The 20,354-nt window shown below is 41.0% G+C and carries 25 protein-coding genes; 1 reads left to right on the forward strand and 24 read right to left on the reverse strand.

Annotated features, from left to right (window positions below; translation table 11 throughout):
• Positions 1–187: 187 nt before the first annotated feature.
• The 19 genes from aroH to NSQ17_RS10645 all read right to left on the reverse strand — a co-directional run bounded on the left by aroH (position 188) and on the right by NSQ17_RS10645 (position 15,694).
• A complete protein-coding gene (gene aroH, locus NSQ17_RS10555) occupies positions 188–571 on the reverse strand; it encodes a chorismate mutase (protein WP_008344549.1) in 384 nt (127 codons plus the stop codon).
• A complete protein-coding gene (gene aroB / locus NSQ17_RS10560) occupies positions 568–1,659 on the reverse strand; it encodes a 3-dehydroquinate synthase (protein ID WP_160757561.1) in 1,092 nt (363 codons plus the stop codon). Before aroB ends, aroH begins: the two co-directional genes overlap by 4 nt.
• Positions 1,659–2,831 carry a chorismate synthase gene (gene aroC / locus NSQ17_RS10565; protein WP_007500947.1) on the reverse strand — a complete coding sequence of 391 codons (1,173 nt, stop codon included), beginning with the start codon at positions 2,829–2,831 and terminating at the stop codon, positions 1,659–1,661. The genes aroB and aroC overlap by 1 nt, the downstream gene beginning before the upstream one ends.
• A gap of 76 nt (positions 2,832–2,907) precedes the next feature.
• Positions 2,908–3,684 carry a protein-glutamate O-methyltransferase CheR gene (locus NSQ17_RS10570; RefSeq protein WP_008344547.1) on the reverse strand — a complete coding sequence of 259 codons (777 nt, stop codon included), beginning with the start codon at positions 3,682–3,684 and terminating at the stop codon, positions 2,908–2,910.
• A 144-nt stretch (positions 3,685–3,828) separates the two neighbouring features.
• Positions 3,829–4,275 carry a nucleoside-diphosphate kinase gene (gene ndk, locus NSQ17_RS10575; RefSeq protein WP_003216015.1) on the reverse strand — a complete coding sequence of 149 codons (447 nt, stop codon included), beginning with the start codon at positions 4,273–4,275 and terminating at the stop codon, positions 3,829–3,831.
• 129 nt (positions 4,276–4,404) lie between these two features.
• The gene (gene hepT, locus NSQ17_RS10580; protein ID WP_024718506.1) at positions 4,405–5,367 is read right to left on the reverse strand and encodes a heptaprenyl diphosphate synthase component II; all 963 of its coding nucleotides are present in this window, start codon (positions 5,365–5,367) and stop codon (positions 4,405–4,407) included.
• A 24-nt stretch (positions 5,368–5,391) separates the two neighbouring features.
• Positions 5,392–6,096, reverse strand: coding sequence for a demethylmenaquinone methyltransferase (locus NSQ17_RS10585; RefSeq protein WP_007500957.1), 705 nt, complete (start codon positions 6,094–6,096; stop codon positions 5,392–5,394).
• Between the two features lie 3 nt (positions 6,097–6,099).
• A complete protein-coding gene (locus tag NSQ17_RS10590) occupies positions 6,100–6,867 on the reverse strand; it encodes a heptaprenyl diphosphate synthase component 1 (protein WP_024718505.1) in 768 nt (255 codons plus the stop codon).
• A gap of 115 nt (positions 6,868–6,982) precedes the next feature.
• Entirely contained in the window at positions 6,983–7,213 is a 231-nt protein-coding gene (mtrB, locus tag NSQ17_RS10595) for a trp RNA-binding attenuation protein MtrB (RefSeq protein ID WP_008344541.1), read from the reverse strand.
• 23 nt (positions 7,214–7,236) lie between these two features.
• Positions 7,237–7,806 (reverse strand): GTP cyclohydrolase I FolE, encoded by a 570-nt coding sequence (gene folE, locus NSQ17_RS10600; RefSeq protein WP_003215789.1) that lies wholly within the window; start codon positions 7,804–7,806, stop codon positions 7,237–7,239.
• Between the two features lie 190 nt (positions 7,807–7,996).
• A complete protein-coding gene (gene hbs / locus NSQ17_RS10605; protein ID WP_003215863.1) occupies positions 7,997–8,275 on the reverse strand; it encodes a non-specific DNA-binding protein Hbs in 279 nt (92 codons plus the stop codon).
• Positions 8,276–8,649: 374 nt separating this feature from the next.
• Entirely contained in the window at positions 8,650–10,128 is a 1,479-nt protein-coding gene (spoIVA, locus tag NSQ17_RS10610; RefSeq protein ID WP_008344534.1) for a stage IV sporulation protein A, read from the reverse strand.
• Positions 10,129–10,333: 205 nt separating this feature from the next.
• Positions 10,334–11,059, reverse strand: a complete 726-nt coding sequence (locus tag NSQ17_RS10615; RefSeq protein WP_342467421.1) for a hypothetical protein — start codon at positions 11,057–11,059, stop codon at positions 10,334–10,336.
• An 18-nt stretch (positions 11,060–11,077) separates the two neighbouring features.
• Entirely contained in the window at positions 11,078–11,281 is a 204-nt protein-coding gene (locus tag NSQ17_RS10620) for a DUF2768 domain-containing protein (protein ID WP_024718503.1), read from the reverse strand.
• 266 nt (positions 11,282–11,547) lie between these two features.
• Complete coding sequence (locus tag NSQ17_RS10625) at positions 11,548–12,585, reverse strand: NAD(P)H-dependent glycerol-3-phosphate dehydrogenase (protein ID WP_342467423.1); 1,038 nt, start codon at positions 12,583–12,585, stop codon at positions 11,548–11,550.
• Positions 12,586–12,599: 14 nt separating this feature from the next.
• Positions 12,600–13,910 (reverse strand): ribosome biogenesis GTPase Der, encoded by a 1,311-nt coding sequence (gene der / locus NSQ17_RS10630; RefSeq protein WP_008344528.1) that lies wholly within the window; start codon positions 13,908–13,910, stop codon positions 12,600–12,602.
• 159 nt (positions 13,911–14,069) lie between these two features.
• Complete coding sequence (locus NSQ17_RS10635) at positions 14,070–14,264, reverse strand: hypothetical protein (protein ID WP_008344527.1); 195 nt, start codon at positions 14,262–14,264, stop codon at positions 14,070–14,072.
• A gap of 6 nt (positions 14,265–14,270) precedes the next feature.
• Positions 14,271–15,155 carry a YIEGIA family protein gene (locus NSQ17_RS10640; RefSeq protein ID WP_342467424.1) on the reverse strand — a complete coding sequence of 295 codons (885 nt, stop codon included), beginning with the start codon at positions 15,153–15,155 and terminating at the stop codon, positions 14,271–14,273.
• The gene (locus NSQ17_RS10645; RefSeq protein ID WP_160757557.1) at positions 15,152–15,694 is read right to left on the reverse strand and encodes a hypothetical protein; all 543 of its coding nucleotides are present in this window, start codon (positions 15,692–15,694) and stop codon (positions 15,152–15,154) included. Before NSQ17_RS10645 ends, NSQ17_RS10640 begins: the two co-directional genes overlap by 4 nt.
• A 178-nt stretch (positions 15,695–15,872) precedes the next feature.
• On the opposite strand from NSQ17_RS10645, the gene NSQ17_RS10650 reads away from it, so the two are divergent.
• Complete coding sequence (locus tag NSQ17_RS10650; protein WP_008344525.1) at positions 15,873–16,004, forward strand: YpzI family protein; 132 nt, start codon at positions 15,873–15,875, stop codon at positions 16,002–16,004.
• 175 nt (positions 16,005–16,179) lie between these two features.
• On the opposite strand, the gene fni is transcribed toward NSQ17_RS10650, so the two are convergent.
• The 5 genes from fni to NSQ17_RS10675 form a co-directional block, all read right to left on the reverse strand.
• Complete coding sequence (fni, locus tag NSQ17_RS10655; protein ID WP_342467425.1) at positions 16,180–17,247, reverse strand: type 2 isopentenyl-diphosphate Delta-isomerase; 1,068 nt, start codon at positions 17,245–17,247, stop codon at positions 16,180–16,182.
• 14 nt (positions 17,248–17,261) lie between these two features.
• The gene (gene rpsA, locus NSQ17_RS10660) at positions 17,262–18,413 is read right to left on the reverse strand and encodes a 30S ribosomal protein S1 (protein ID WP_008344519.1); all 1,152 of its coding nucleotides are present in this window, start codon (positions 18,411–18,413) and stop codon (positions 17,262–17,264) included.
• A 223-nt stretch (positions 18,414–18,636) separates the two neighbouring features.
• Entirely contained in the window at positions 18,637–19,314 is a 678-nt protein-coding gene (gene cmk, locus NSQ17_RS10665; RefSeq protein ID WP_017359766.1) for a (d)CMP kinase, read from the reverse strand.
• A 71-nt stretch (positions 19,315–19,385) separates the two neighbouring features.
• Entirely contained in the window at positions 19,386–19,568 is a 183-nt protein-coding gene (locus NSQ17_RS10670) for a YpfB family protein (RefSeq protein ID WP_008344514.1), read from the reverse strand.
• A gap of 63 nt (positions 19,569–19,631) precedes the next feature.
• Entirely contained in the window at positions 19,632–20,279 is a 648-nt protein-coding gene (locus tag NSQ17_RS10675; protein WP_342467427.1) for a flagellar brake domain-containing protein, read from the reverse strand.
• Positions 20,280–20,354: the final 75 nt, after the last annotated feature.

A 20,354-nucleotide genomic window follows, 5' to 3' on the forward strand; every position in this document is an offset into this window, starting at 1 on the left:
GAGGATTTGTTTGAGTATACGAAATAAGCCTAAAAGAGGCTTCGCTCTTTTAGGCAGTATGATTAAATAGAAGTATCGTATCTCTGCTCAACTCTACTCATCTCAACTACCCTAGTCTCATTCTCATCTTCTCTAAGCTTGCAATGCCGTTCACACCTGTGTGTAAACTTCGGCTGTTCATATCGTATTATAATTCCTTGTTTTTTGTCAACTGTAAATCAGGCCGAAGCGTGACAGCCTCTTCCAAGTATACGTGCTGGATGTCTTCCTGCTTGACATCTGTCTGAACGGTCATTAAAACGCGAATACACTTCTTTAGACCTCCATCAATGTCAAGCTCTTGCATACAAGTAACAGGCACATAGGTCCATCCTTCAAACTGCCTGAGTGCTTTTGCTGGAAAAACAGAGTGAATATCTTGTGTAGCTGAAATCAAGATCTGCACGACACGCTCTGGATCTACTTGATTTTTTGAAATGATCGCTTCTAGCAGCTGCTTCGTTTTGGTTAACACTTCTGTTTCTGTATCTTCTGTCACAGTTGTAGCCCCGCGTATCCCGCGAAACATCATAGACAGCCCTCCTCCCGTTTCCATTCTTCGAGCCAGTGATACAGCTCATCTTTTGTGAAAGATTGCAGGGTGACGTCTCCAACTTGTTTTAGCAAAACAAACTGAACACTCCCGCCTCTTGCCTTCTTATCACCAATCATGCGATCGACAAATGTTTTGGTTGAAATCGTTTGTGTGACTTGAACTGGGAACCCTAGTTCTTTCATCCACACTTTAAGTTTCTCACGATCTAGGCTGAGTCCTTGCTCTTTTTCACTGACATATAAAGCAAACTGCATGCCAATTGCAATGGCATCTCCATGCGTGATCGCACCGTATCCATACTCCGCTTCAATGGCATGCCCTAGTGTATGACCTAAATTCAAGTATGCCCGCACACCTTGTTCTTTTTCATCTTCTTGAACAATGGATGCTTTCACTTGAATCCCTTGATAAAGCATATGTGCCAGTTCATCCTTTGATAATTCTGTCAACGAACGAATGGACATCAGTTCTGATAAAAAGACTTCACTTGAAATCAGTGCATGTTTCATCACCTCAGCAAAGCCTGATCTTAGCTCTATTGGTGAGAGTGTCTCTAGCATACTTGTATCATAGATGACAGCAGCCGGTTGATGAAACGCACCAATTAAATTTTTGCCGAGCGGATGATTGATTCCGGTTTTTCCGCCGACTGCACTATCATGTGCAAGCAGCGTGGTCGGCACTTGAATAAAATCAATGCCTCTCATATAAGTGGCAGCAGCAAAGCCAGCCAAGTCTCCAATCACCCCGCCGCCTAATGCAATGATACATGAGGATCGGTCGAGTTGATATTGGATGGCTTTCGTATGAATCTGCTCAAACTGCGCAAAAGATTTTGATTGTTCTCCGTTTGGCACCACTACTTTTTGTACAGACCATTTCTGTTTAAGTAATTGAACCATTTCATCTCCATAAAGGGCATCGACGGCTGAATCTGTCACGATGAAGAGCTTCGTGTAGGATCGCCCAGTGGAAGTAATCAAGTCTACGATATTTTGTCTAATCCCATCACCGATATATACAGGATAAGTGGCTGAAGACGTCTTCACTTCCAGTTTTTTCATTAAAACTCCCTCTGAAGCTGGCGCATTTTGTCCACATTTTCTTTAATGCGGTCAATTTGATCAAGACCAAACTGCTCAACCACTGCATTGGCGATTTCCCATGCAACAACTGCTTCTGCTACAACACTTGCGGCTGGAACAGCACAGCTGTCAGAACGCTCAATACTTGCAGAGAAAGGTTCTTTTGTTTCAATATCCACGCTTTGCAATGGTTTGTATAAGGTTGGGATTGGTTTCATAACCCCTCTTACGACGATTGGCATGCCAGTTGACATTCCGCCTTCAAGACCACCTAAACGGTTTGTTTTTCTCGTATAGCCTTTTTCTTCATCCCAGATGATTTCATCATGAACTTCACTGCCATTTTTAGAAGCCGCCTCAAAGCCAATACCGAATTCAACCCCTTTAAAAGCGTTGATACTAAGTACTGCACCCGCAAGCTTGCTATCCAGTTTGCGGTCATAGTGCACATAGCTGCCGACTCCAACTGGCATCCCTTCAACGATGACTTCGACAATACCACCAATTGAATCGCCGTTTTTCTTCGCTTCGTCAATGGCATCCATCATTTTTTGACCAGCTTCACTGTCATAGCAGCGAACAGGTGATTCTTCTGTTACTTTTTGCAAATCTTCAATAGATTCATAAGCGGTATGGGAAGCTTTTACTCCACCAATTTCAAGGACGTGACCAGCCACTTTGATTCCAAGGTGAGCCAAAATTTGTTTCGCTACTGCACCTGCTGCTACACGAACCGTTGTCTCGCGTGCTGATGAGCGCTCTAATACGTTTCTCATATCACGGTGACCATATTTAATCGCACCATTTAAATCCGCATGCCCTGGTCTTGGACGAGAGATTTGACGCTTCATTTCACTCTCTTCTTCTTCAGTAATCGGCTCTGCACCCATGACCTTTGTCCAGTGCTTCCAATCATTATTTTCAACAACAAGTGCAATAGGAGAACCTAATGTTTTCCCGTGGCGGACTCCACTTAACACTTTCGCTTGGTCTTTTTCAATCTGCATTCTTCTTCCGCGGCCATGACCTTTTTGTCTTCTAGCCAGTTCATAATTGATGTCATCCTGCTCTATGTAAAGTCCCGCTGGAACTCCTTCAATAATTGTGGTCAGTTGTGGACCATGTGATTCACCTGCTGTTAAGTACCTCATGACTTATTCTCCCTTCATCGCATTAACGCTTTTAAGTAAAACTATGATAACACACTTCCTACTAAAAAGTCAGCTACTACCCCTTCTTTTGATAAAAGAAAGTATCAGCAGAGGTTAATCCAAACTTTTCTGGGTGAAAAATTTGTTCTGTAGAACCAACAAATAATACGCCGTTTTGCTTTAAACTGCTGCTCATTTTTAAGTAAATTTCTTCTTTCGCCTCTTCTGTAAAGTAGATGAGGACATTTCTGCACACGATGAGATCCAGCTGTTTTTCATATGGATCTGCTAAAAGGTTGTGTTTCTTAAATTGAATGTGCTTTCGAATCTCATCCTTCACCGTGTAAAATGAAGAATCTTCTTTGGTGAAATATTTTTGCTTGATTTGATCTGGCACCTCTTGCAAAGATCGTTCATGATATCTTCCTTTTTGCGCAGATTGCAGGACTTTATCATCTATATCCGTTGCAATAATTTGGAAGTCCTTCACAAGCGGATGGCTTGATAGCAACATTGAGAGTGTATACGGCTCTTCTCCAGTTGAGCAAGCTGCACTCCATATTTTTAGGGTGCCGCTGTTTTTTGAAAGCAGCGGCAGGATTTTTTGATCAAGTACTTCCCAGCGCTGATAATTTCGGTAAAATTCTGACACATTGATCGTCATTCGATCCATCGTTTCATCTAATAGCGCTTTGTCCTTTTCAAGAGCAGACGCAAATGCCTCAAAATCTTTATATCCTTTTTTATCATAAAGAGATGTTAATCTTCGTTTCATTTGTGCTTCTTTATATAAATTCAGATCTACCCCAGTTAGTTTTTTCCATTTTCCAACAAATACTTGATACTGATCCATCAATGTCCTCTCCTGTCTCATCTATCTTTGTCCTAGTATAGCTGTTTTTATCATAAATTTGTATCATCTCATGCGAAAATTCGGATAGAAATCTCAATATAAAAAAGCCAAAGTGATCATTTGATGAACACTTTGGCTTGAACATTAATAAATCCAGCTTGAGATCGTTTGATCCCAGTTTGTCAGTTCTTCTTGTTTGAAGAACAGGTTGATTTCTCTTTCGGCACTTTCTGGTGAGTCTGAGCCATGGATAATGTTTTTGCCAACAGTTAATCCATAGTCGCCTCTTATTGTTCCTGGAAGCGCTTCCTTCGGATTTGTCTTTCCAATTATCTGCCTTGTTACGTCTACGACTTGTTCACCTTGCCATACCATCGCAAATACAGGTCCTGACGTAATAAAGTCAACCAATTCACCGAAAAATGGTTTTTCTTTATGCTCTCCGTAATGTGTTTCTGCTACTTCTTTTGGAATGCTCATGAGCTTTGCTCCAACAAGCTGAAGCCCCTTTTTTTCGAATCTTGACACAATTTCACCGATTAATTGTCTTTCCACACCATCAGGCTTGACCATAAGAAATGTTTTGTCCATATACGTTTTCCACCCCGTCGTTATGTATGTATAGGCTTACATTGTTACAAAGTGATCGTATCATTTTTTTTTATAATAATCAATTTTTGACAAAAAATTTCACAAAAAAACCAATCAACGAAACGTTGATCAGAATTTTCGTTTACCTATATATTTTGCAATCGACGCTAATGAAGATTTAGCCCGCCCACGCGGAAGTTGATCGAGCTGTTCAAATGCTTTTTTCAAATACATTTCACTCACTCGAATGGAACGGTCGATCGCATCTGTTTGTTTGAGATGTTCAATCACAGGTTTCAGCTGCTTTTCCGTCGTTTCACTATTGATCAGCTTCAACTGACCTTCTAACGTCGGGTTCTGAAGCGCGTATAAAACGGGAAGAGTGACATTTCCTTGTAAAAGGTCCCCGCCAACAGGTTTACCTAATTCTTCTTCAGTTGCTGTAAAATCAAGGACATCATCAATGATCTGGTACGACATACCAACATAGTACCCAAACCAGTAAAGGGCTTTATGTGTTTTTTCATCTGTTCCAGCTGCAATCGCACCTAATTGGCAGCTACCTGCAATAAGCAAGGCTGTTTTTCGTTTAATTCTTCTTAAATATGTACGAAGGTTTTGGTCCATGTTGTATTTATCTTTGACTTGTTCTATTTCCCCAAGACAGAGCTCGACGACCATTTTTGACAAAATTTCATGTGCCATTGGATGATTGATTTTCGTCATGTACTCGAGTGACCTTGCAAATAAGTAATCCCCCGTGTACATCGCAATTCTGTTGTCCCATTTTGCTTTAATCGTCGGTTTTCCTCTTCTTAGTTCTGCATCATCAATGACATCGTCATGGACAAGTGATGCCATATGAATTAATTCAAGCGCTACGGCTACATATTTAATTTTATTAATATCATAGTCACCAAACATGCCTGAAAGGAGAACAAAAACGGGGCGGATTCGTTTTCCGCCCGCTTGCAGCAAATGAAGACCGGCTTCACTTAATAATGCATAATCAGAGCGAACGGTTTGTTCAAGCTCTTTTTCAATTATATCGATATCATGATTTAGAAAAGAAATCATTGCTTTTAGTTTCATTATTTTCACCCAAATATCGTTTATTCAAAGCTTCTTTCCGATATGTGTTGCTGCTACACCGCCTGTAAATGGATGATACGAGACATCAGACAGACCTGCCTCTTCAAAAAGAGACGCCAGTTCTTTCATGCCAGGGAACGTTTTGGCTGATTCTTGAAGCCATGAATACTCCTGATAGCTTTTGGCAAACAGCTTGCCAAAGAGCGGCATGATGTATTTGAAATAGACATAATACCCTTGTTTAAACCCAATCATCTCAGGCTGTGATGTTTCAAGGCAGACAACCATTCCACCGGGTTTTACCACTCGTGTCATTTCCTTTAGCACTGTTAAGTAATCAGGGACATTTCGAAGGCCAAAACCGATTGTGACATAATCAAATGAGTTGTCCTCAAAAGGAAGCTCCATTGCATTGCCGTGGAGCAGCTCAATTTGATTGTAGCCGCCTGTTTTCACCTTCGTTTCGCCAACACTCAGCATATTTTTACTGAAGTCAAGGCCTTTGACCTCGCCTGTTTCTCCAACAGCGTCTGCAAGCGCAATCGTCCAATCGGCAGTTCCGCAGCATACATCTAGTGCTTTGGCTCCTTTTTGAACATTCATGAGCTTCATTGTTTTATCGCGCCATTTTTTATGCTGTTTAAAGCTAATGACAGAGTTCATTTGGTCATAGTTTTTATAAATTTTTTCAAATACACCGTGTACTCGCTGTTCTTTTGATTGCTGCATGACTTACCCTTCTTCCACTTTCTGATGGTACGCAGGTTCATTTTTCATATGATCCAAGCGATTTAATAGCTCTTTTTGAACGATCGGAGATGAAACTAGATGCTCCTTGATTGATCGTTTGGCCTTTTCATAGCCTTCACTTTCAAAGTTGTCAAAACATGTATAGGCGTCCGTATAGCTATCGTTCAAAAAAAGTTTTAAATGTTTGTCGTCTTCTGCTTGTTTCATAAAACGTTTATAAACAAGGAAGCGACTTGCAATTTCATTCCAATGCGTCAATTGAAAGTGCTCAGAAATTCTTTGGAATAGCGCAGATTCTACTGTAGCAACACTTTTATAAAAGTGGGCTGCATCTTGAATGGATCGATCATATAGTCTAATTTTATGTTCATTAATCTCTTTGATCGCCGTGGCGAGAGTACGGATCATGTAAATATCTTTCATGTCAGAGAGAAGAGAGTAATAGAGACCGCTGAAATAGTCTCCTGCTAGGATGGTCAACTGACGATTTTTGAACTCGTCTTGTTTGATGGCTGCAGCAGTTGTGACTTCGTCATGGGTATCAAGGGCAATTTGCACAAGCATCGCCGTTAAAATATAATTTTCTTTTTTCTCAGCATCGATTTGAGCTTCATCAAACATTGCATGAAAAAGAAGGAGCTTATCTTCATCGATGAGCGGCGCACGCAAATGCTTCGCCAAATAAGGATGAGAAAGCTTTTTGTTTAATTTTATATTCAGATTAGATAAAATTCCGTAGATGTCTTGCAAAGATATCACCCTTGTCCCAAAAATTACAGTTTCATATGTAGCTCTCTACATTGTATAGAGATTTATTATACCATATCAGGCCTGACTTTCATGCTATCAAGTGCATAGTCGTGCGTTATTTCTTTGCTTCGCTTTGAATTTCACCGAAGCTTGTTTGAATGACAGCATCGCCCCGCACTTTGATGGCTGATGTGTGCTCAGTAAATTGTGCGATAATGACTTCACCTTTATCGAGCTTTTCGGAATGGTGAAATCTTGTATCGGAACCTCTAGTTAAGCCGATCACATTGACACCATTATCAATGGCTTTAATCACCACAAAATCAGATGCTTTATTTTCACTCAATCTGTTCACCTTCCATCTATGGATTAGTCGTTTTTAATAAATGAAAGCACTTCTGCTCTTGCTGCCGCATCATTTGCAAATGTACCGCGTACGGCTGAAGTGACGGTTTTAGCGCCGGGTTTCTTCACTCCGCGCATCGTCATACACATATGCTCTGCTTCAACGACAATCATCACACCATGTGGATTTAAAGTTTCCACCATACTATCTGCAATCGTTGATGTAATGCGCTCCTGAAGCTGCGGGCGCTTTGCCACGGCTTCTACTGCTCTCGCCAGCTTGCTGAGTCCCGTTACTTTTCCGCCGCGCGGAATATAAGCGACATGGGCTTTGCCATAGAATGGCACAAGATGGTGTTCACACATTGAATGAAAAGCAATATCTTTCACAAGAACAAGTTCTTCATGATCTTCACCAAAAATGGTTTTAAAATGTTCTTTTGGATCTTCATTTAATCCCGAGAACACTTCTTCATACATTTTTGCTACTCGTTTTGGGGTATCAAGAAGTCCCTCACGATCTGGATCTTCTCCGATTGCTTTTAATATATCGCGTACCGCGTGTTCGATTAATTCTTTATTTATTTCACTCATGTATTATATCCTCCAAAGGCGATTACATTTCATTCAGATTCTAGCACACTTCAGATCCTAAAAGCAAAGGAGAGCGTTCTAAACAAACCATTTGATTCAAAAGGAAAAGCCCCTTATCAAAGGGGCTTTTCTAGACCAGTGTGAAACTGTATATGTATAACTCCTTCAATAGGATCATTACACATAACGATTATTTACCTGCCACCGCGTCTTTAAGTGCTTTACCTGGTTTGAAAGCAGGTACTTTGCTTGCAGGGATTTCGATCTCTGCACCAGTTTGTGGGTTACGTCCTTTACGAGCTGAACGCTCACGTACTTCAAAGTTACCAAAACCAATAAGTTGGATTTTGTCACCATTTTTAAGTGCATCTAAAATTGTATCAAAAACAGAATCAACTGCTTTTGTCGCGTCTTTTTTAGATAACTCGCTTGCTTCAGCAACCGCGTTAATAAGTTCTGTCTTGTTCATGCCTTTCACCTCCTCCCAAAAATATGCATTCAATAGATTGTTATCATTTCTTCACAATTCATCTTCTTTCTATACACTTTTTTTGAAAAAAAGAGCGTCTAGAAAGCGTCATACATGGCTTTTCATTAGAAAACTTCTCTTTGAAGGAATGTTTGTCCAACAAAGTGAAGATTTTCTGTAAGTAGATTAACACATATGAAATACCATATCAAGCATTTTAAAGGGAAGAATCCTTATTCGTCAAGGATTAAGGGCACTTTTGCGAACGAATATTCCTAATTTCAGCCTGAATCTGACTAATCTTTATACAATTGTCTTTTTATGACTTCACCCGCACGCAAAAAAAGACCCCCATCAATGAGAGGTCTCACATCCTATAGAATAATCGCGATCAGACCGCCTGATCCTTCGTTAATAATTCGTTCAAGCGTTTCCTTTAGTTTATACCTTGCATTTTCCGGCATCAGCGAGAGTTTTGCTTGAATGCCTTCTCTGACAAGCGAGCTGAGTGAGCGTCCAAATATATCGGAATTCCAGATAGAAAGCGGATCATCCTCAAAGTCTTGCATTAAGTATCGGACGAGCTCTTCACTTTGTTTTTCTGTTCCGATAATCGGCGCAAACTCACTTTCTACATCTACCTTAATCATATGAATAGATGGCGCGACTGCTTTTAATCTGACGCCGAATCTTGATCCTTGCCTAATGATTTCCGGCTCATCTAAACTCATATCCGACAAAGCTGGTGCCGCAATTCCATAACCAGTCTGCTTCACCATTTTTAAAGCGTCAGACACTTGATCATACTCCGTTTTCGCATGTGCAAAATCTTGCATGAGCTCAAGAAGGTGATCTTTGCCCCTAATTTCCACACCAACCACTTCTTTTAGGATATGATCATATAGATCATCCGGCGCATACAGATCAATTTCTGCGATCCCCTGACCCATTTCAATGCCCGCTAAGCCCGCTCTTTCGATAAAATCGAATTCACTGAACTGACCTACCACTCGGTCAACATCTCTTAATCTCTTAATATCCTTGACGGTTTCTTTCACTGAATCCTGATAACTCTCTCTTAGCCAATGATCTTCTTTTAGTACCATAACCCAGCTTGGCAGGTTCACATTCACCTCAAGCACTGGGAATTCATATAATGCTTCACGAAGTACACTGAGGACGTCTTGTTCTCTCATACTTTCGACACTCATCGCGAGTACAGGAATATCATATTTTTGACTAAGTTCCTGCCGCAGTGCTTCTGTTTCAGGGTGATAAGGTCTCACAGAGTTGATCACCATAATAAAAGGCTTTCCAACTTCTTTGAGTTCGTCAATGACACGTTCTTCTGATTCAATATAGTCATGTCTTGGGATTTCCCCAATAGATCCATCTGTTGTAATCACAACACCAATGGTTGAATGCTCTTGAATGACCTTGCGTGTACCAATTTCCGCTGCTTCATGAAACGGGATTGGCTCTTCATACCACGGAGTATTAATCATTCTCGGACCATTTTCATCTTCATATCCGCGTGCACCAGGCACGGTGTAGCCTACACAATCGACAAGCCTAATGTTGACATCCAGGCCGTCACTCACGTGAATGGATGCCGCTTGATTTGGCACAAATTTTGGCTCTGTGGTCATAATGGTTTTTCCTGCTGCGCTTTGCGGCAATTCATCCTGTGCTCTTGCACGGTCTGCCTCATTATTGATATTCGGGAGCACCACGAGCTCCATAAACTTTTTAATAAACGTAGATTTCCCTGTACGAACAGCTCCAACGACTCCTAAATATATATCGCCTCCTGTTCGTTCAGCGATATCCTTGAAAATATCGACTTTTTCCAAGTGATCCCCTCCCGGACTTGCTATCCTCGTTTTCAAATAAAATACTCTATACTTCAATCAAACGGTGCTTGAAAGGTGTCAGGACAATATATGTGTATGACGTTGTCCTATTTGAATATGACACCTTTTTTGTTTTGAGAGTATGTTTAGCCATAAAAAAACCTTTCTCCTCATTTATATGCAGAGGAGAAAGGTTCATTCTTGTTTATGACGTCTTTTTTTCTAAAAAAGCCGGCTCACCTTTTTTGTTGATCGTATATGGAACAGAAAACGCTGGTACAAACGGGGTTTCCTGCCAATAGACATCTTGAATATTTTCACCTGGTTTCAGCTTTTGTTTCGTATTTTTCAAAATCTGGGCAAAATCACTGCGATAGTCAACATAGATTTCACCATTTGAGGAAATCAGTAATGGAAGTGATTCACCCGTGACAGGGCTCGTCACTGTAGGCGGTGCTTTTAACCCTAGTTTTTTTTCATTTAACGTATATAAATCTTTGGATACTACTTTGCCATATGGCGGATATGTATGTTCATCTTGATATATTTTGATCCTTAGACGTAATTCACTGATCGTTTGTGTCATTTTGACATCAAGCAGTTTCACCGTTGGATTTTGTTCGACGTCTGTGAGGACATAGATATATTCGCCCCCGCCTTCAAAAGATGTCGACGGTACATCATGTAAATATCTTGGTGACAGACGCTTAAAGTCAATGACATACTTCTGATAAATCGGTGTGTCGCCTTCTTTTGTTTCAATCGGTAAAAGGCCATTTGTCGCTTTTTGAAAATCTTCAATCGCTGTCTGCACACTTTGCAGCTGCTCTTTATATGGCACGCGGTTTTCAGCTTTGCGATTCTCTGGATAGAGGCACCCCGTAAGTAAAATAAGTGTTAACAGTATGACACTGATTTTTGCTTTGATCATCACATTCTTCCTTTTTCTTTATTCATTGACCGGCCCGCTAACTACAACTAAAAACACAATGATACCTGATATGAGCATTAAGCTGTACGCGACAGTTGAGGCTGTTATTTTCAGAAATCGGCTCTTCAACTTAAACCTACTCAAATAAATGGTTACAACGGCTAAAAACATGAGCCCCATTGAACCAAGCGCAAACCACATCTTGATTAAAGCAAAACTCATCGTGCCTGTCCCCCTTTAATATAAACGAATTGTAAGCGTTTATATTTCATTCTAAACCAAAATTAAGTAAAATATCAATCATTTTTCCAATCATTCAGAAAAAAGTGAATAAAAAAACTGAAGCAAAGAGGGGGACTCTGCTTCAGTCATTAGGTCGACTATTTTTCCTCATTCTGTAGAGGCAAAGCTCTATTCAAACTTCATTGTTATGTTATGCAAGTCTTCCCCTTCTTGCATCCTCTACACGCCTAAGTTCAGTCTTCCAATTACTTTGTTTGGTTTTCGAACATGTTCACAAGGTCTTCCATCTCATGTGTTTTCACACGTGCCATCAAGGATTCTACAGCATCGTCAACCTTTTTCCCATCAAATAGGACGCCGTAAAGAGCCTCTGTAATCGGCATGCTGACCTTGTATTCTTTGGAGAGCTGATAAGCGCCTTTTGTTGTGCGGACGCCTTCGACAACCATCCCCATTTTTTCAAGCACTTCTTCGAGCTTATATCCTTTACCGAGTAAATTCCCGCAGCGCCAGTTACGCGAATGAACACTTGTACATGTGACAATCAAATCTCCAACACCTGTTAATCCGGCGAACGTAAGAGGGTTTCCTCCCATTTTTGTGCCGAGGCGGGCGATTTCAGCAAGCCCCCTTGTGATGAGCGCTGCTTTCGCATTATCGCCATATCCGAGTCCATCTGTGATCCCTGCCGCAAGAGCGATGATGTTTTTCAGCGCCCCGCCAATTTCCACCCCAATCACATCAGGGTTGGTGTACACTCTAAAATTATTGTTCATGAACAAGTCTTGAACAAATTGAGCTGCTTCAATATTTTCTGACGAGACAGTCACAGTTGTCGGATGACGCAAGCCAACTTCTTCAGCGTGACTTGGTCCTGACAGGACAACCACTGCTTCCCTTTTCGCTTCTGGGACTTCTTGTTCAATCATTTGAGAAATTCTAAGAAGCGTATCTGGTTCAATTCCTTTACTGACATGAACAAATGGCACCTTTGACGTAATGAACTCATTGGTCTGTTTCAATACTTCTCGAATAGCCTTTGTTGGCACAGCGACAATAATCGCATCTGTCCCTTCTAGTGCCTGTTTCATATCTGTTGTCGCTTGAATAGACGCTGGCAATGCAACATTAGGCAAGTAATCATGATTTTCATGTTTCTCGTTGATTTGATCAATTAATTCTTGTCTATGTCCCCACATGTGTACATCATGATGATTATCAGCTAATACAAGCGCAAGAGCTGTTCCCCAGCTCCCTGCTCCAAGTACTGAAATTTTCTTCATCCTGCTCACCCTTTTTATTTTCTCGCTCTCGCAAATATTTTAATTGGTGTTCCTTCAAAACCAAATGCATCTCGAATTCGGTTTTCTAGGAAACGCTCATAAGAAAAGTGCATAAGTTCTGGATCATTTACAAACACAACAAAGGACGGCGGTTTGATCGCCACTTGTGTTGCATAGTAAATTTTCAGACGCTGTCCGTTATGGGTCGGCGTTGGGTTCATTGCTACGGCATCCATGATAATATCGTTTAGAATGTTAGTTTGAACGCGCATCGCATGATTTTCACTAGCGGTAATGATTGTTGGCATTAACGTGTGAATTCTCTTTTTCGTAAGAGCAGACATGAATAAGACAGGTGCATAATCAAGGAATTGAAAATGCTCGCGAATGTTTTGCTCAAATTCCTTCATTGTACGCTCGTCTTTTTCAACAGCATCCCACTTGTTCACAATGATCACAACGGCTTTACCCGCTTCGTGTGCGTAGCCGGCAATACGTTTATCCTGTTCAATAATGCCTTCTTCACCATCAAGAACAACAGCGACAACATCCGATCGATCAATGGCTTTCAACGCACGGAGTACACTGTATTTCTCTGTTGTTTCATATACTTTCCCTTTTTTCCTCATACCGGCTGTGTCGACAATGACAAAGTCACGTTGGTTGTACGTAAACATTGTATCTACAGCATCTCTTGTTGTACCAGCGATGTTGCTGACAATGACACGTTCTTCACCGAGCATCGCATTCACCAAAGAGGATTTCCCTACATTTGGGCGGCCGATTAAGCAGAACTGGACCACTTCTTCATCATACTGTGTATCTGGTAAATTTTTGAAATGCTCTGCGACAGCATCAAGCAGATCACCTAGACCGAGTCCGTGTGTTCCAGAAATCGGATACGGTTCGCCAAATCCAAGTGCATAAAAGTCATACACGTCGCTTCTCATTTCAGGGTTGTCCAATTTATTGACAGCAAGTACGACAGGTTTTTTCGTGCGATATAAAATTTTTGCGACTTCTTCATCCGCAGATGTGACGCCATCTCTTCCATTGACCATAAAGATAATAACATCCGCTTCATCCATTGCGATTTCAGCCTGATGGCGAATTTGCGCCAAAAACGGCTCATCTCCAATATCAATTCCACCAGTATCTATTAAATTAAAGTCATAATTTAACCATTCAGCAGAGCTATAGATTCGATCTCTTGTTACACCAGGTGTGTCTTCTACAATCGATATTCTTTCGCCTGCGATTCGATTAAAAATTGTAGATTTTCCAACGTTGGGCCTTCCAACAATGGCTACGACAGGTTTACCCATAGTACCCTTCCTTTCAATCCAGCCGCGATTCAATATGTTCATCATCATGTTTCAACCGGGATTTATAATTTTCATTCAGTTTTATGAAATAAACCCTTCAAACATGAAGGGTTCAACTTATATATTATATCAATTTTTAATCAGACCACAATGAATAACTTAAAAATGTTTGACGATCAAGTAAAGATCTTCTCCAATGCCGTGTGCAATTCCATCTAAAATGGCCTCTAAATTCATGGCATACATGTCGAGCTCTTCTTTATTTTCACAGAAAAAAACGGCTGTTCCGCCAATGACCCGCTCTTTATTTGTTGTCGCCACAGCCAATATAAATTGTTCAATGGTGTTCGCCATGCCCTATTACCTCACTTTCTTTTTAATGAAATCTGTCGGCATTCTAATGGCATTTTCTAAAATAGGCACCTCTTCTAATACACGGACAGCTAAATCTTCACGCTGCCATTGCGGTAAAATGAATACGCCAAGTGTGCCATTATTCAGATCACGTTTTGCGAGCGGACAAAGCGATGGTTCACCAGAATCTCGGTATACACCAAGCACGTTGGATAAATCAAATAAGATAGCTTGCCGCTGCCCAAGGTTTGCGATGGTTGTGGCCGAGTTAAAATTCTTCGGAGTCAAGATGAACCCCATTCCATGCTCTAAAATCAATTTTTGCTTTTCAGGCAGCCCGATATTCATAATGTAAATATCATTTACGTAAAGTCCTGCGCCGTCAAAACGAAGTTCCCCTTTTTGAATATTCACGATATCCTTTAATTGGCTCCCTGACATTAATAGTTTTGCCATGAGAAAACAAAGAATACCGACCACGGTCCCAACGACGAGCGAAAAGAAAATACAGGCGGTCGTTGTAATAAGGGCAGTAAGAATGGCAATATAATTTCGACTTTCAAAGGCGATCGCAATGCCTTCGATATATGTACTGCCTCGTGAGACAAGCTCATACGAATCCATTTGGGTCAATGTATTTCTTTCCATATTACGCACATCACGAAATTGCGTGGCTGCAAGCGTCAGAAAGGTAATGGCAGTGAATTCTTCCTGGATCAGCGCAGGCATAATAATAGCACCAAGCCCTGATGCGATAAAACCTAGCGCAATGTGAATCACTTGTCCATGAATATATGTGGGATATTGCCGATAATCAGTTCTTAGCATATAAAGCCTAGCCGCCATCCCAAAGATGACACCAATAATCACAGGAAACGTGTAATCCGTCATGTTGATTTTGCAGCCCCTTTTACTGGTTTTCTAGATGAACGGGTGTTCAAGAGTTTTTCAAGCTGACCTATACCTAATAGAAAGACAGCTCCTTGAACAGCCATGGAAAGAAACGAGAGATCTCCTATGACAATGGAAGATGTGAGGCGATGAATCGTAAGCGCATAAAGGGCTTCCCCCAGACATATAGCCATCATCCATAAAGTGATCCGTTCCGTTAACTGATGCCCATATGTTAAACACATCAAGATCAGCAAGGCAAATACAACCCAGTCCACCTTTATTATCGTGAACCAAACTGGATCATATAATGCAAAAATCATAAAAAAGGCATACGCACTGACCATGGAACCTAATTGCATGATTCGCATGATTCGATGAGCAGGCCGAAAGATCACGAATGACATGCAAGCATATAAAAAGGTCATCAAAAATCCTGCATTGATCCTAATGTCTAAAATAGAAACCATGACATGACTGCATATAATATGAATGAGAACACATACGCCCAGCACATTGCGCCACGTGCTTTTCTCCATGATAAATGTCACCATAATCCAAACGAACCATATTGACCAATAATAGTACAATGCCTCCAACCCTCATCACCTCAATTACATTATGGGAAAATCTCCAATTTTTAAACATATGAGAAGGTGCGGGATTTGCATGAAATAAACAAGAGGTGACACCCTAATAGTTGAGGAGGGATGTATGATGGGTAAGGATAGACAGGAAAAACGCCTAAAGGCATCAAGAAGAGTTGAATCTGATCGCGATCAATCCATTCATCACAAAGGGGCAACAACTTTAGAAGGCCCGGAAGACGCTCGCAAAAGAAATCAATAAAAAAAGACATGTGATTACCACATGTCTCAGCGTGCAGACAAACCCTCGCATTCAGTGTCAGTCCTGCGCATTGGTGCTCACGAATGTCAAATTCGCTCCGCAAAAAGTAGCTGTCTTTCATAGACAAAAAAAGTTTTCTTTCACGCTGAAAAGAAGACAAAGGGCTACATTTCATTTAGTCCTTTGTCTTCTTATTTCTTAAACTATAGTACGTAGTATCCACGCCTCTTTCTTTTAGCCAATGACTTGTTTCCCCTGTAAGCACAATCGGAGCTTGCCTTAGCTCCTCCATTGTTTTCATGCCAAGTACTGTCATCAACATCTTCACATCATCTTGTAGATCAATGATATCAGAGATGAGGCCCTTTTCTCCTCCACTCGTCAGGGATTTTAAGAAAAAGCCGGCTAATCCAACGGCAGACGCACCAAGAGCAATTGATTTTGTCACATCAAGTGCATCTTGAATGCCTCCAGAAGCTAGGACGGTTTGATCTGGAAAGGCTGTATGTACTTCAGCCAGACTCGCTGCAGTTGGAATTCCCCACTGGTCAAAATAGCGAAGTGCTTTTTGACGGCGCAGGTTCTCGATTTTAGAAAAATTCGTTCCCCCAAATCCACCTACATCAACAGCAGCAACTCCAGCATCAAATAATTTCTTTGCTGTTTCCTTACTCATCCCAAATCCAACTTCTTTGACGACAACAGGCACCTCAATTGATTCAGTAATGGCTGCGATCCGCTCAACAGCACCTCTGAAATCACGATCTCCTTCAGGCATGACAATCTCTTGAATCACGTTTAAGTGAATTTGGAGCATGTTTGCCCCCAGCATGTCAACGGCATCCCGTGCTTGCTGAATTGTCGCCTCACTGCCCAAATTGGCAAAAACGAGTCCATCTGGATTCACCTTTCGAACCACTTCATACGTACGACGTTCGTCTGCATCTTTCAGTGCAGCCATTTGTGATCCGACTGCTACTGGAATATTGGTTTCCTTCGCTGCGATAGATAAAGAGCGATTAATCTCATAGGTCGATTCTCCGCCTCCACCAGTCATTGCATTGATAAAAATTGGCGAACCGAAAGTCAGTCCGCCAATTGTCGTATGTGTATCAATTTGTGATGTCGCAAGATCTGGTAAACTGGCGTGAACGAAGGAAACATCTTGTAAACCTGTTGCTGCATGCTGGCCAGTCGACAAAGCATGCTCAATATGCTGTTTCTTTCTTTCTGCTCGCGTCAATTTTGATCACCAAATTATTTTAGTTTATTGAGTTTATCACCAATCAGGTCACCAAGCTGGAATCCGCTGGTATTTTCTTCTTTCGCCTGATATTGACGGTAATCCTCTTCGATTTGTTTTTCAGGATTCTCTTCTAATTCACGAATGCTAAGTGAAATGCGCTCTTCATCTTCATTGACATCAAGCACTTTCACTTTCACAGTCTGCCCTTCTTCAAGGACTTCTTGAGGAGTACCGATATGTTTGTGTGAAATTTGGGAAATATGCACAAGTCCTTCTACACCTGGCAGAATTTCAACAAATGCTCCAAAGCTCACAAGGCGTTGAACGGTTCCTTCAAGAACATCACCTTGTTTTACCTTTTCGCCAATTTGGCTCCAAGGTCCTGGTAATGTTTCTTTAATAGATAGTGAGATACGTTCGTTATCGCGGTCAACAGCAAGAACTTTGACTTTCACTTCCTGTCCTTCTTCAACAACGTCAGATGGCTTTTCGACATGCGCATGGGATAGTTGAGAAATGTGAACTAATCCATCAATGCCGCCAATGTCAACAAATGCACCAAAGTCAGTCAGGCGCTGCACTTTTCCATCAATCACACTGCCTACTGCAAGCTTTTGCAGGAAGTCTTGCTTCTTGTCTAATTGTTCTTGCTCAACGACTGCACGATGCGATAGAATCACGCGGTTTTTTTCGCGGTCAAGCTCTACCACAACAAGCGAGAGTGTTTTTCCTTTGTAGTCAGTGAAGTCTTCTACATAGTGTGCCTCAACAAGAGACGCAGGAATAAATCCGCGAACACCAATGTCGACCACTAGGCCACCTTTGACAACGTCTTTTACTTCTGCTTCAAATACTTCTTTTGTTTCAAACTTTTTCTCTAGGTCTTCCCAAGCGCGGTCTGCATCAACAGCACGTTTCGATAAAATCAAAGCATCGTCTTCGACCTTTGTTACTTTAAGCTCTAACTCGTCGCCATCTTTCACGACATCTGATGCTTTTTCAACGTGAAGACTTGATAATTCACTGATTGGGATGATCCCAGGTTGTTTCACATTGACGATATCTACATTGACATGCTTGTCCTCAACTTTAGAAACAATCCCTTTCACTACATCTCCAACCTCTGGTACCTGAACATCGATTTGATTCATTTCCTCTGTCATTTCGATAACCTCCTTGGTCCAAACCTACACAGCTTAGTTAAAACGACTGGGTGAATATGTGTCCTTAGCATGATGATTGCCAGCCGAATATGTATTATAGAAACATTCAAATCAACAGAATTGCTTGAATGATCAATAAAAATAGTATTAGTATAAACTTCTAATAAAAGACCTTGTTTGTCAAGAGATAAACCTCTAACTTATAAAAGTTTTCTAAAATTTCTTACTGTTTTTCTACACGCTCTGCTGCATCTAAAATTTTACCTGCAACCTCTTGAATAGAAAGGGAAGTCGTGTCAATTTCGATGGCATCATCTGCTTTCTTCAGCGGTGATACCTCCCGCTCAGAATCAAGCTTGTCACGTCTTGCAATCTCTTCGATCAGCTGATCGTAATTGACATCATAGCCTTTTTTCTGATTTTCTTCAAAACGACGTTTTGCTCTTTCCTCTACTGACGCAAGCAAGAAAATTTTCACTTCTGCATCTGGAAGAACATGCGTGCCAATGTCTCTTCCATCCATGACGACACCGCCTCGGTTCCCCAGCTCTTGCTGCCTGCGGACCATTTCTTCCCGGACAGCTCTATGCTTTGCAACAACAGAGACTTGATTGCTTACGCGGTCTGTTCTGATGTCTTCTGTGACATCGATCGTGTCTAAATGTACTTTTTGACCTTCGTCAGTTGACACAAGTTCAATGACTGTGTTTTTCAATAACGCATCAAGTGCCTGTTCGTCTTCAAGGTCTACGCCTTGATTGAGTGCTGCAAGTGTAATTGCGCGGTACATCGCACCTGTATCGATATAAATATATGATTTTTTCGCTGCGACAATTTTTGCCACAGTGCTTTTTCCTGCTGCAGCAGGACCGTCAATTGCGATAGATAATTTCTTTTTCATAATACCTCTCCTTGATTGAATCTCCCTTATGAATTGTAACACGATCACTGCTCAAACGGGGGAATTTTCTATCAATCCTTTTGCTTAAATGTCTCAATCCAATCTTCAATGCTCATGTTATTCACACCCTCGTATTGTACGACTTTTGACAAAAATAGTTCTCCTTTCGTCAAGTGAAGGGTGACCTGAACCGCCAAAAGCAGAATGAGCTGAATGAGCACTGCTTTGAATAGCCATCTTTCCATTGTTTTCATACAAAAAGCCTCCAACGCTAGATTCTTTCTCTCTAGTATGGAAGCTTTTAACAACCTTTATTCTTATACTTTTTTCACACGTGTTAGAAGCTGCTGCTGGAAGCAATACTTCATGATGTGTTGCTGGTGGTCGTTTGTGATTTCAGTAAATTCCATGATCGCTCTTGTTTTCCCCGTCTGTTCATCTTGATAAACACGATTCATTTCTGCAATCGCTTTAATTTTCACTGGTTCTTTAAGTGAAAGTTCAAACTCTGTGACGACCTCGCCATATTCTTTTAGTGAGACACCTTCTGGAACAGCAATTGCTACACCGCCAGCACTCATATTGACAATAAATGTGTCGAAGGTTTCTTCACCATTTTGCGTAATGGACGCTTTCACCATCGTATCCACTCGAAGATATTCTCTTCGCTGAAGCCGAATCATTTCTTCTTTTGGCGGAATCGAAACGACAATCATCGGGATATCTTCTTTTCTTTTCTCAATGACTTTGCTTGTACATTTGTATGGAATTTGATTTTCATCGAAAAAGAAGACGGTGATTTCTGTTTCTTGATTTAAATAGATCGTGCGCCCCGTTTCTTTATCAGCTGGATAATTAATGCAAATATCATCGTTATTATTTTCCAAAACTTTCGATTTTGCAGTTTTCACTTCTTTGTTCTCATTGACATACTCAATTGTGATTGCATCCCCTATTTGTAACATTCCTCATCACTCTTTTCATCTGTGAAATCGTATCCTCTCTTATATTAAACCATGTATAAAACAAAAGGAAAAGGC

Source organism: Bacillus sp. FSL W8-0629, from assembly GCF_038593225.1.
In the GTDB taxonomy this organism is placed as follows: domain Bacteria; phylum Bacillota; class Bacilli; order Bacillales; family Bacillaceae; genus Bacillus; species Bacillus altitudinis.

Excerpts from the sequence above, each read along its gene's own strand:
- NSQ17_RS10645 (WP_160757557.1), bottom strand. The coding sequence starts at position 15,694 with ATGGAGAAAAGCACGTGGCGCAATGTGCTGGGCGTATGTGTTCTCATT.
- hbs (WP_003215863.1), bottom strand. The coding sequence starts at position 8,275 with ATGAACAAGACAGAACTTATTAACGCGGTTGCTGAAGCAAGCGAGTTA.
- NSQ17_RS10670 (WP_008344514.1), bottom strand. The coding sequence starts at position 19,568 with ATGAAAACAATGGAAAGATGGCTATTCAAAGCAGTGCTCATTCAGCTC.
- NSQ17_RS10615 (WP_342467421.1), bottom strand. The coding sequence starts at position 11,059 with ATGATCAAAGCAAAAATCAGTGTCATACTGTTAACACTTATTTTACTT.
- NSQ17_RS10570 (WP_008344547.1), bottom strand. The coding sequence starts at position 3,684 with ATGGATCAGTATCAAGTATTTGTTGGAAAATGGAAAAAACTAACTGGG.
- ndk (WP_003216015.1), bottom strand. The coding sequence starts at position 4,275 with ATGGACAAAACATTTCTTATGGTCAAGCCTGATGGTGTGGAAAGACAA.
- NSQ17_RS10620 (WP_024718503.1), bottom strand. The coding sequence starts at position 11,281 with ATGAGTTTTGCTTTAATCAAGATGTGGTTTGCGCTTGGTTCAATGGGG.
- hepT (WP_024718506.1), bottom strand. The coding sequence starts at position 5,367 with ATGAAACTAAAAGCAATGATTTCTTTTCTAAATCATGATATCGATATA.
- cmk (WP_017359766.1), bottom strand. The coding sequence starts at position 19,314 with ATGAAAAAGAAATTATCTATCGCAATTGACGGTCCTGCTGCAGCAGGA.
- aroB (WP_160757561.1), bottom strand. The coding sequence starts at position 1,659 with ATGAAAAAACTGGAAGTGAAGACGTCTTCAGCCACTTATCCTGTATAT.
- aroC (WP_007500947.1), bottom strand. The coding sequence starts at position 2,831 with ATGAGGTACTTAACAGCAGGTGAATCACATGGTCCACAACTGACCACA.
- NSQ17_RS10585 (WP_007500957.1), bottom strand. The coding sequence starts at position 6,096 with ATGCAGCAATCAAAAGAACAGCGAGTACACGGTGTATTTGAAAAAATT.
- NSQ17_RS10640 (WP_342467424.1), bottom strand. The coding sequence starts at position 15,155 with ATGACGGATTACACGTTTCCTGTGATTATTGGTGTCATCTTTGGGATG.
- der (WP_008344528.1), bottom strand. The coding sequence starts at position 13,910 with ATGGGTAAACCTGTCGTAGCCATTGTTGGAAGGCCCAACGTTGGAAAA.
- rpsA (WP_008344519.1), bottom strand. The coding sequence starts at position 18,413 with ATGACAGAGGAAATGAATCAAATCGATGTTCAGGTACCAGAGGTTGGA.
- folE (WP_003215789.1), bottom strand. The coding sequence starts at position 7,806 with ATGAGTGAAATAAATAAAGAATTAATCGAACACGCGGTACGCGATATA.
- NSQ17_RS10650 (WP_008344525.1), top strand. The coding sequence starts at position 15,873 with ATGGGTAAGGATAGACAGGAAAAACGCCTAAAGGCATCAAGAAGAGTT.
- NSQ17_RS10625 (WP_342467423.1), bottom strand. The coding sequence starts at position 12,585 with ATGAAGAAAATTTCAGTACTTGGAGCAGGGAGCTGGGGAACAGCTCTT.
- NSQ17_RS10675 (WP_342467427.1), bottom strand. The coding sequence starts at position 20,279 with ATGTTACAAATAGGGGATGCAATCACAATTGAGTATGTCAATGAGAAC.
- NSQ17_RS10635 (WP_008344527.1), bottom strand. The coding sequence starts at position 14,264 with ATGGCGAACACCATTGAACAATTTATATTGGCTGTGGCGACAACAAAT.
- aroH (WP_008344549.1), bottom strand. The coding sequence starts at position 571 with ATGATGTTTCGCGGGATACGCGGGGCTACAACTGTGACAGAAGATACA.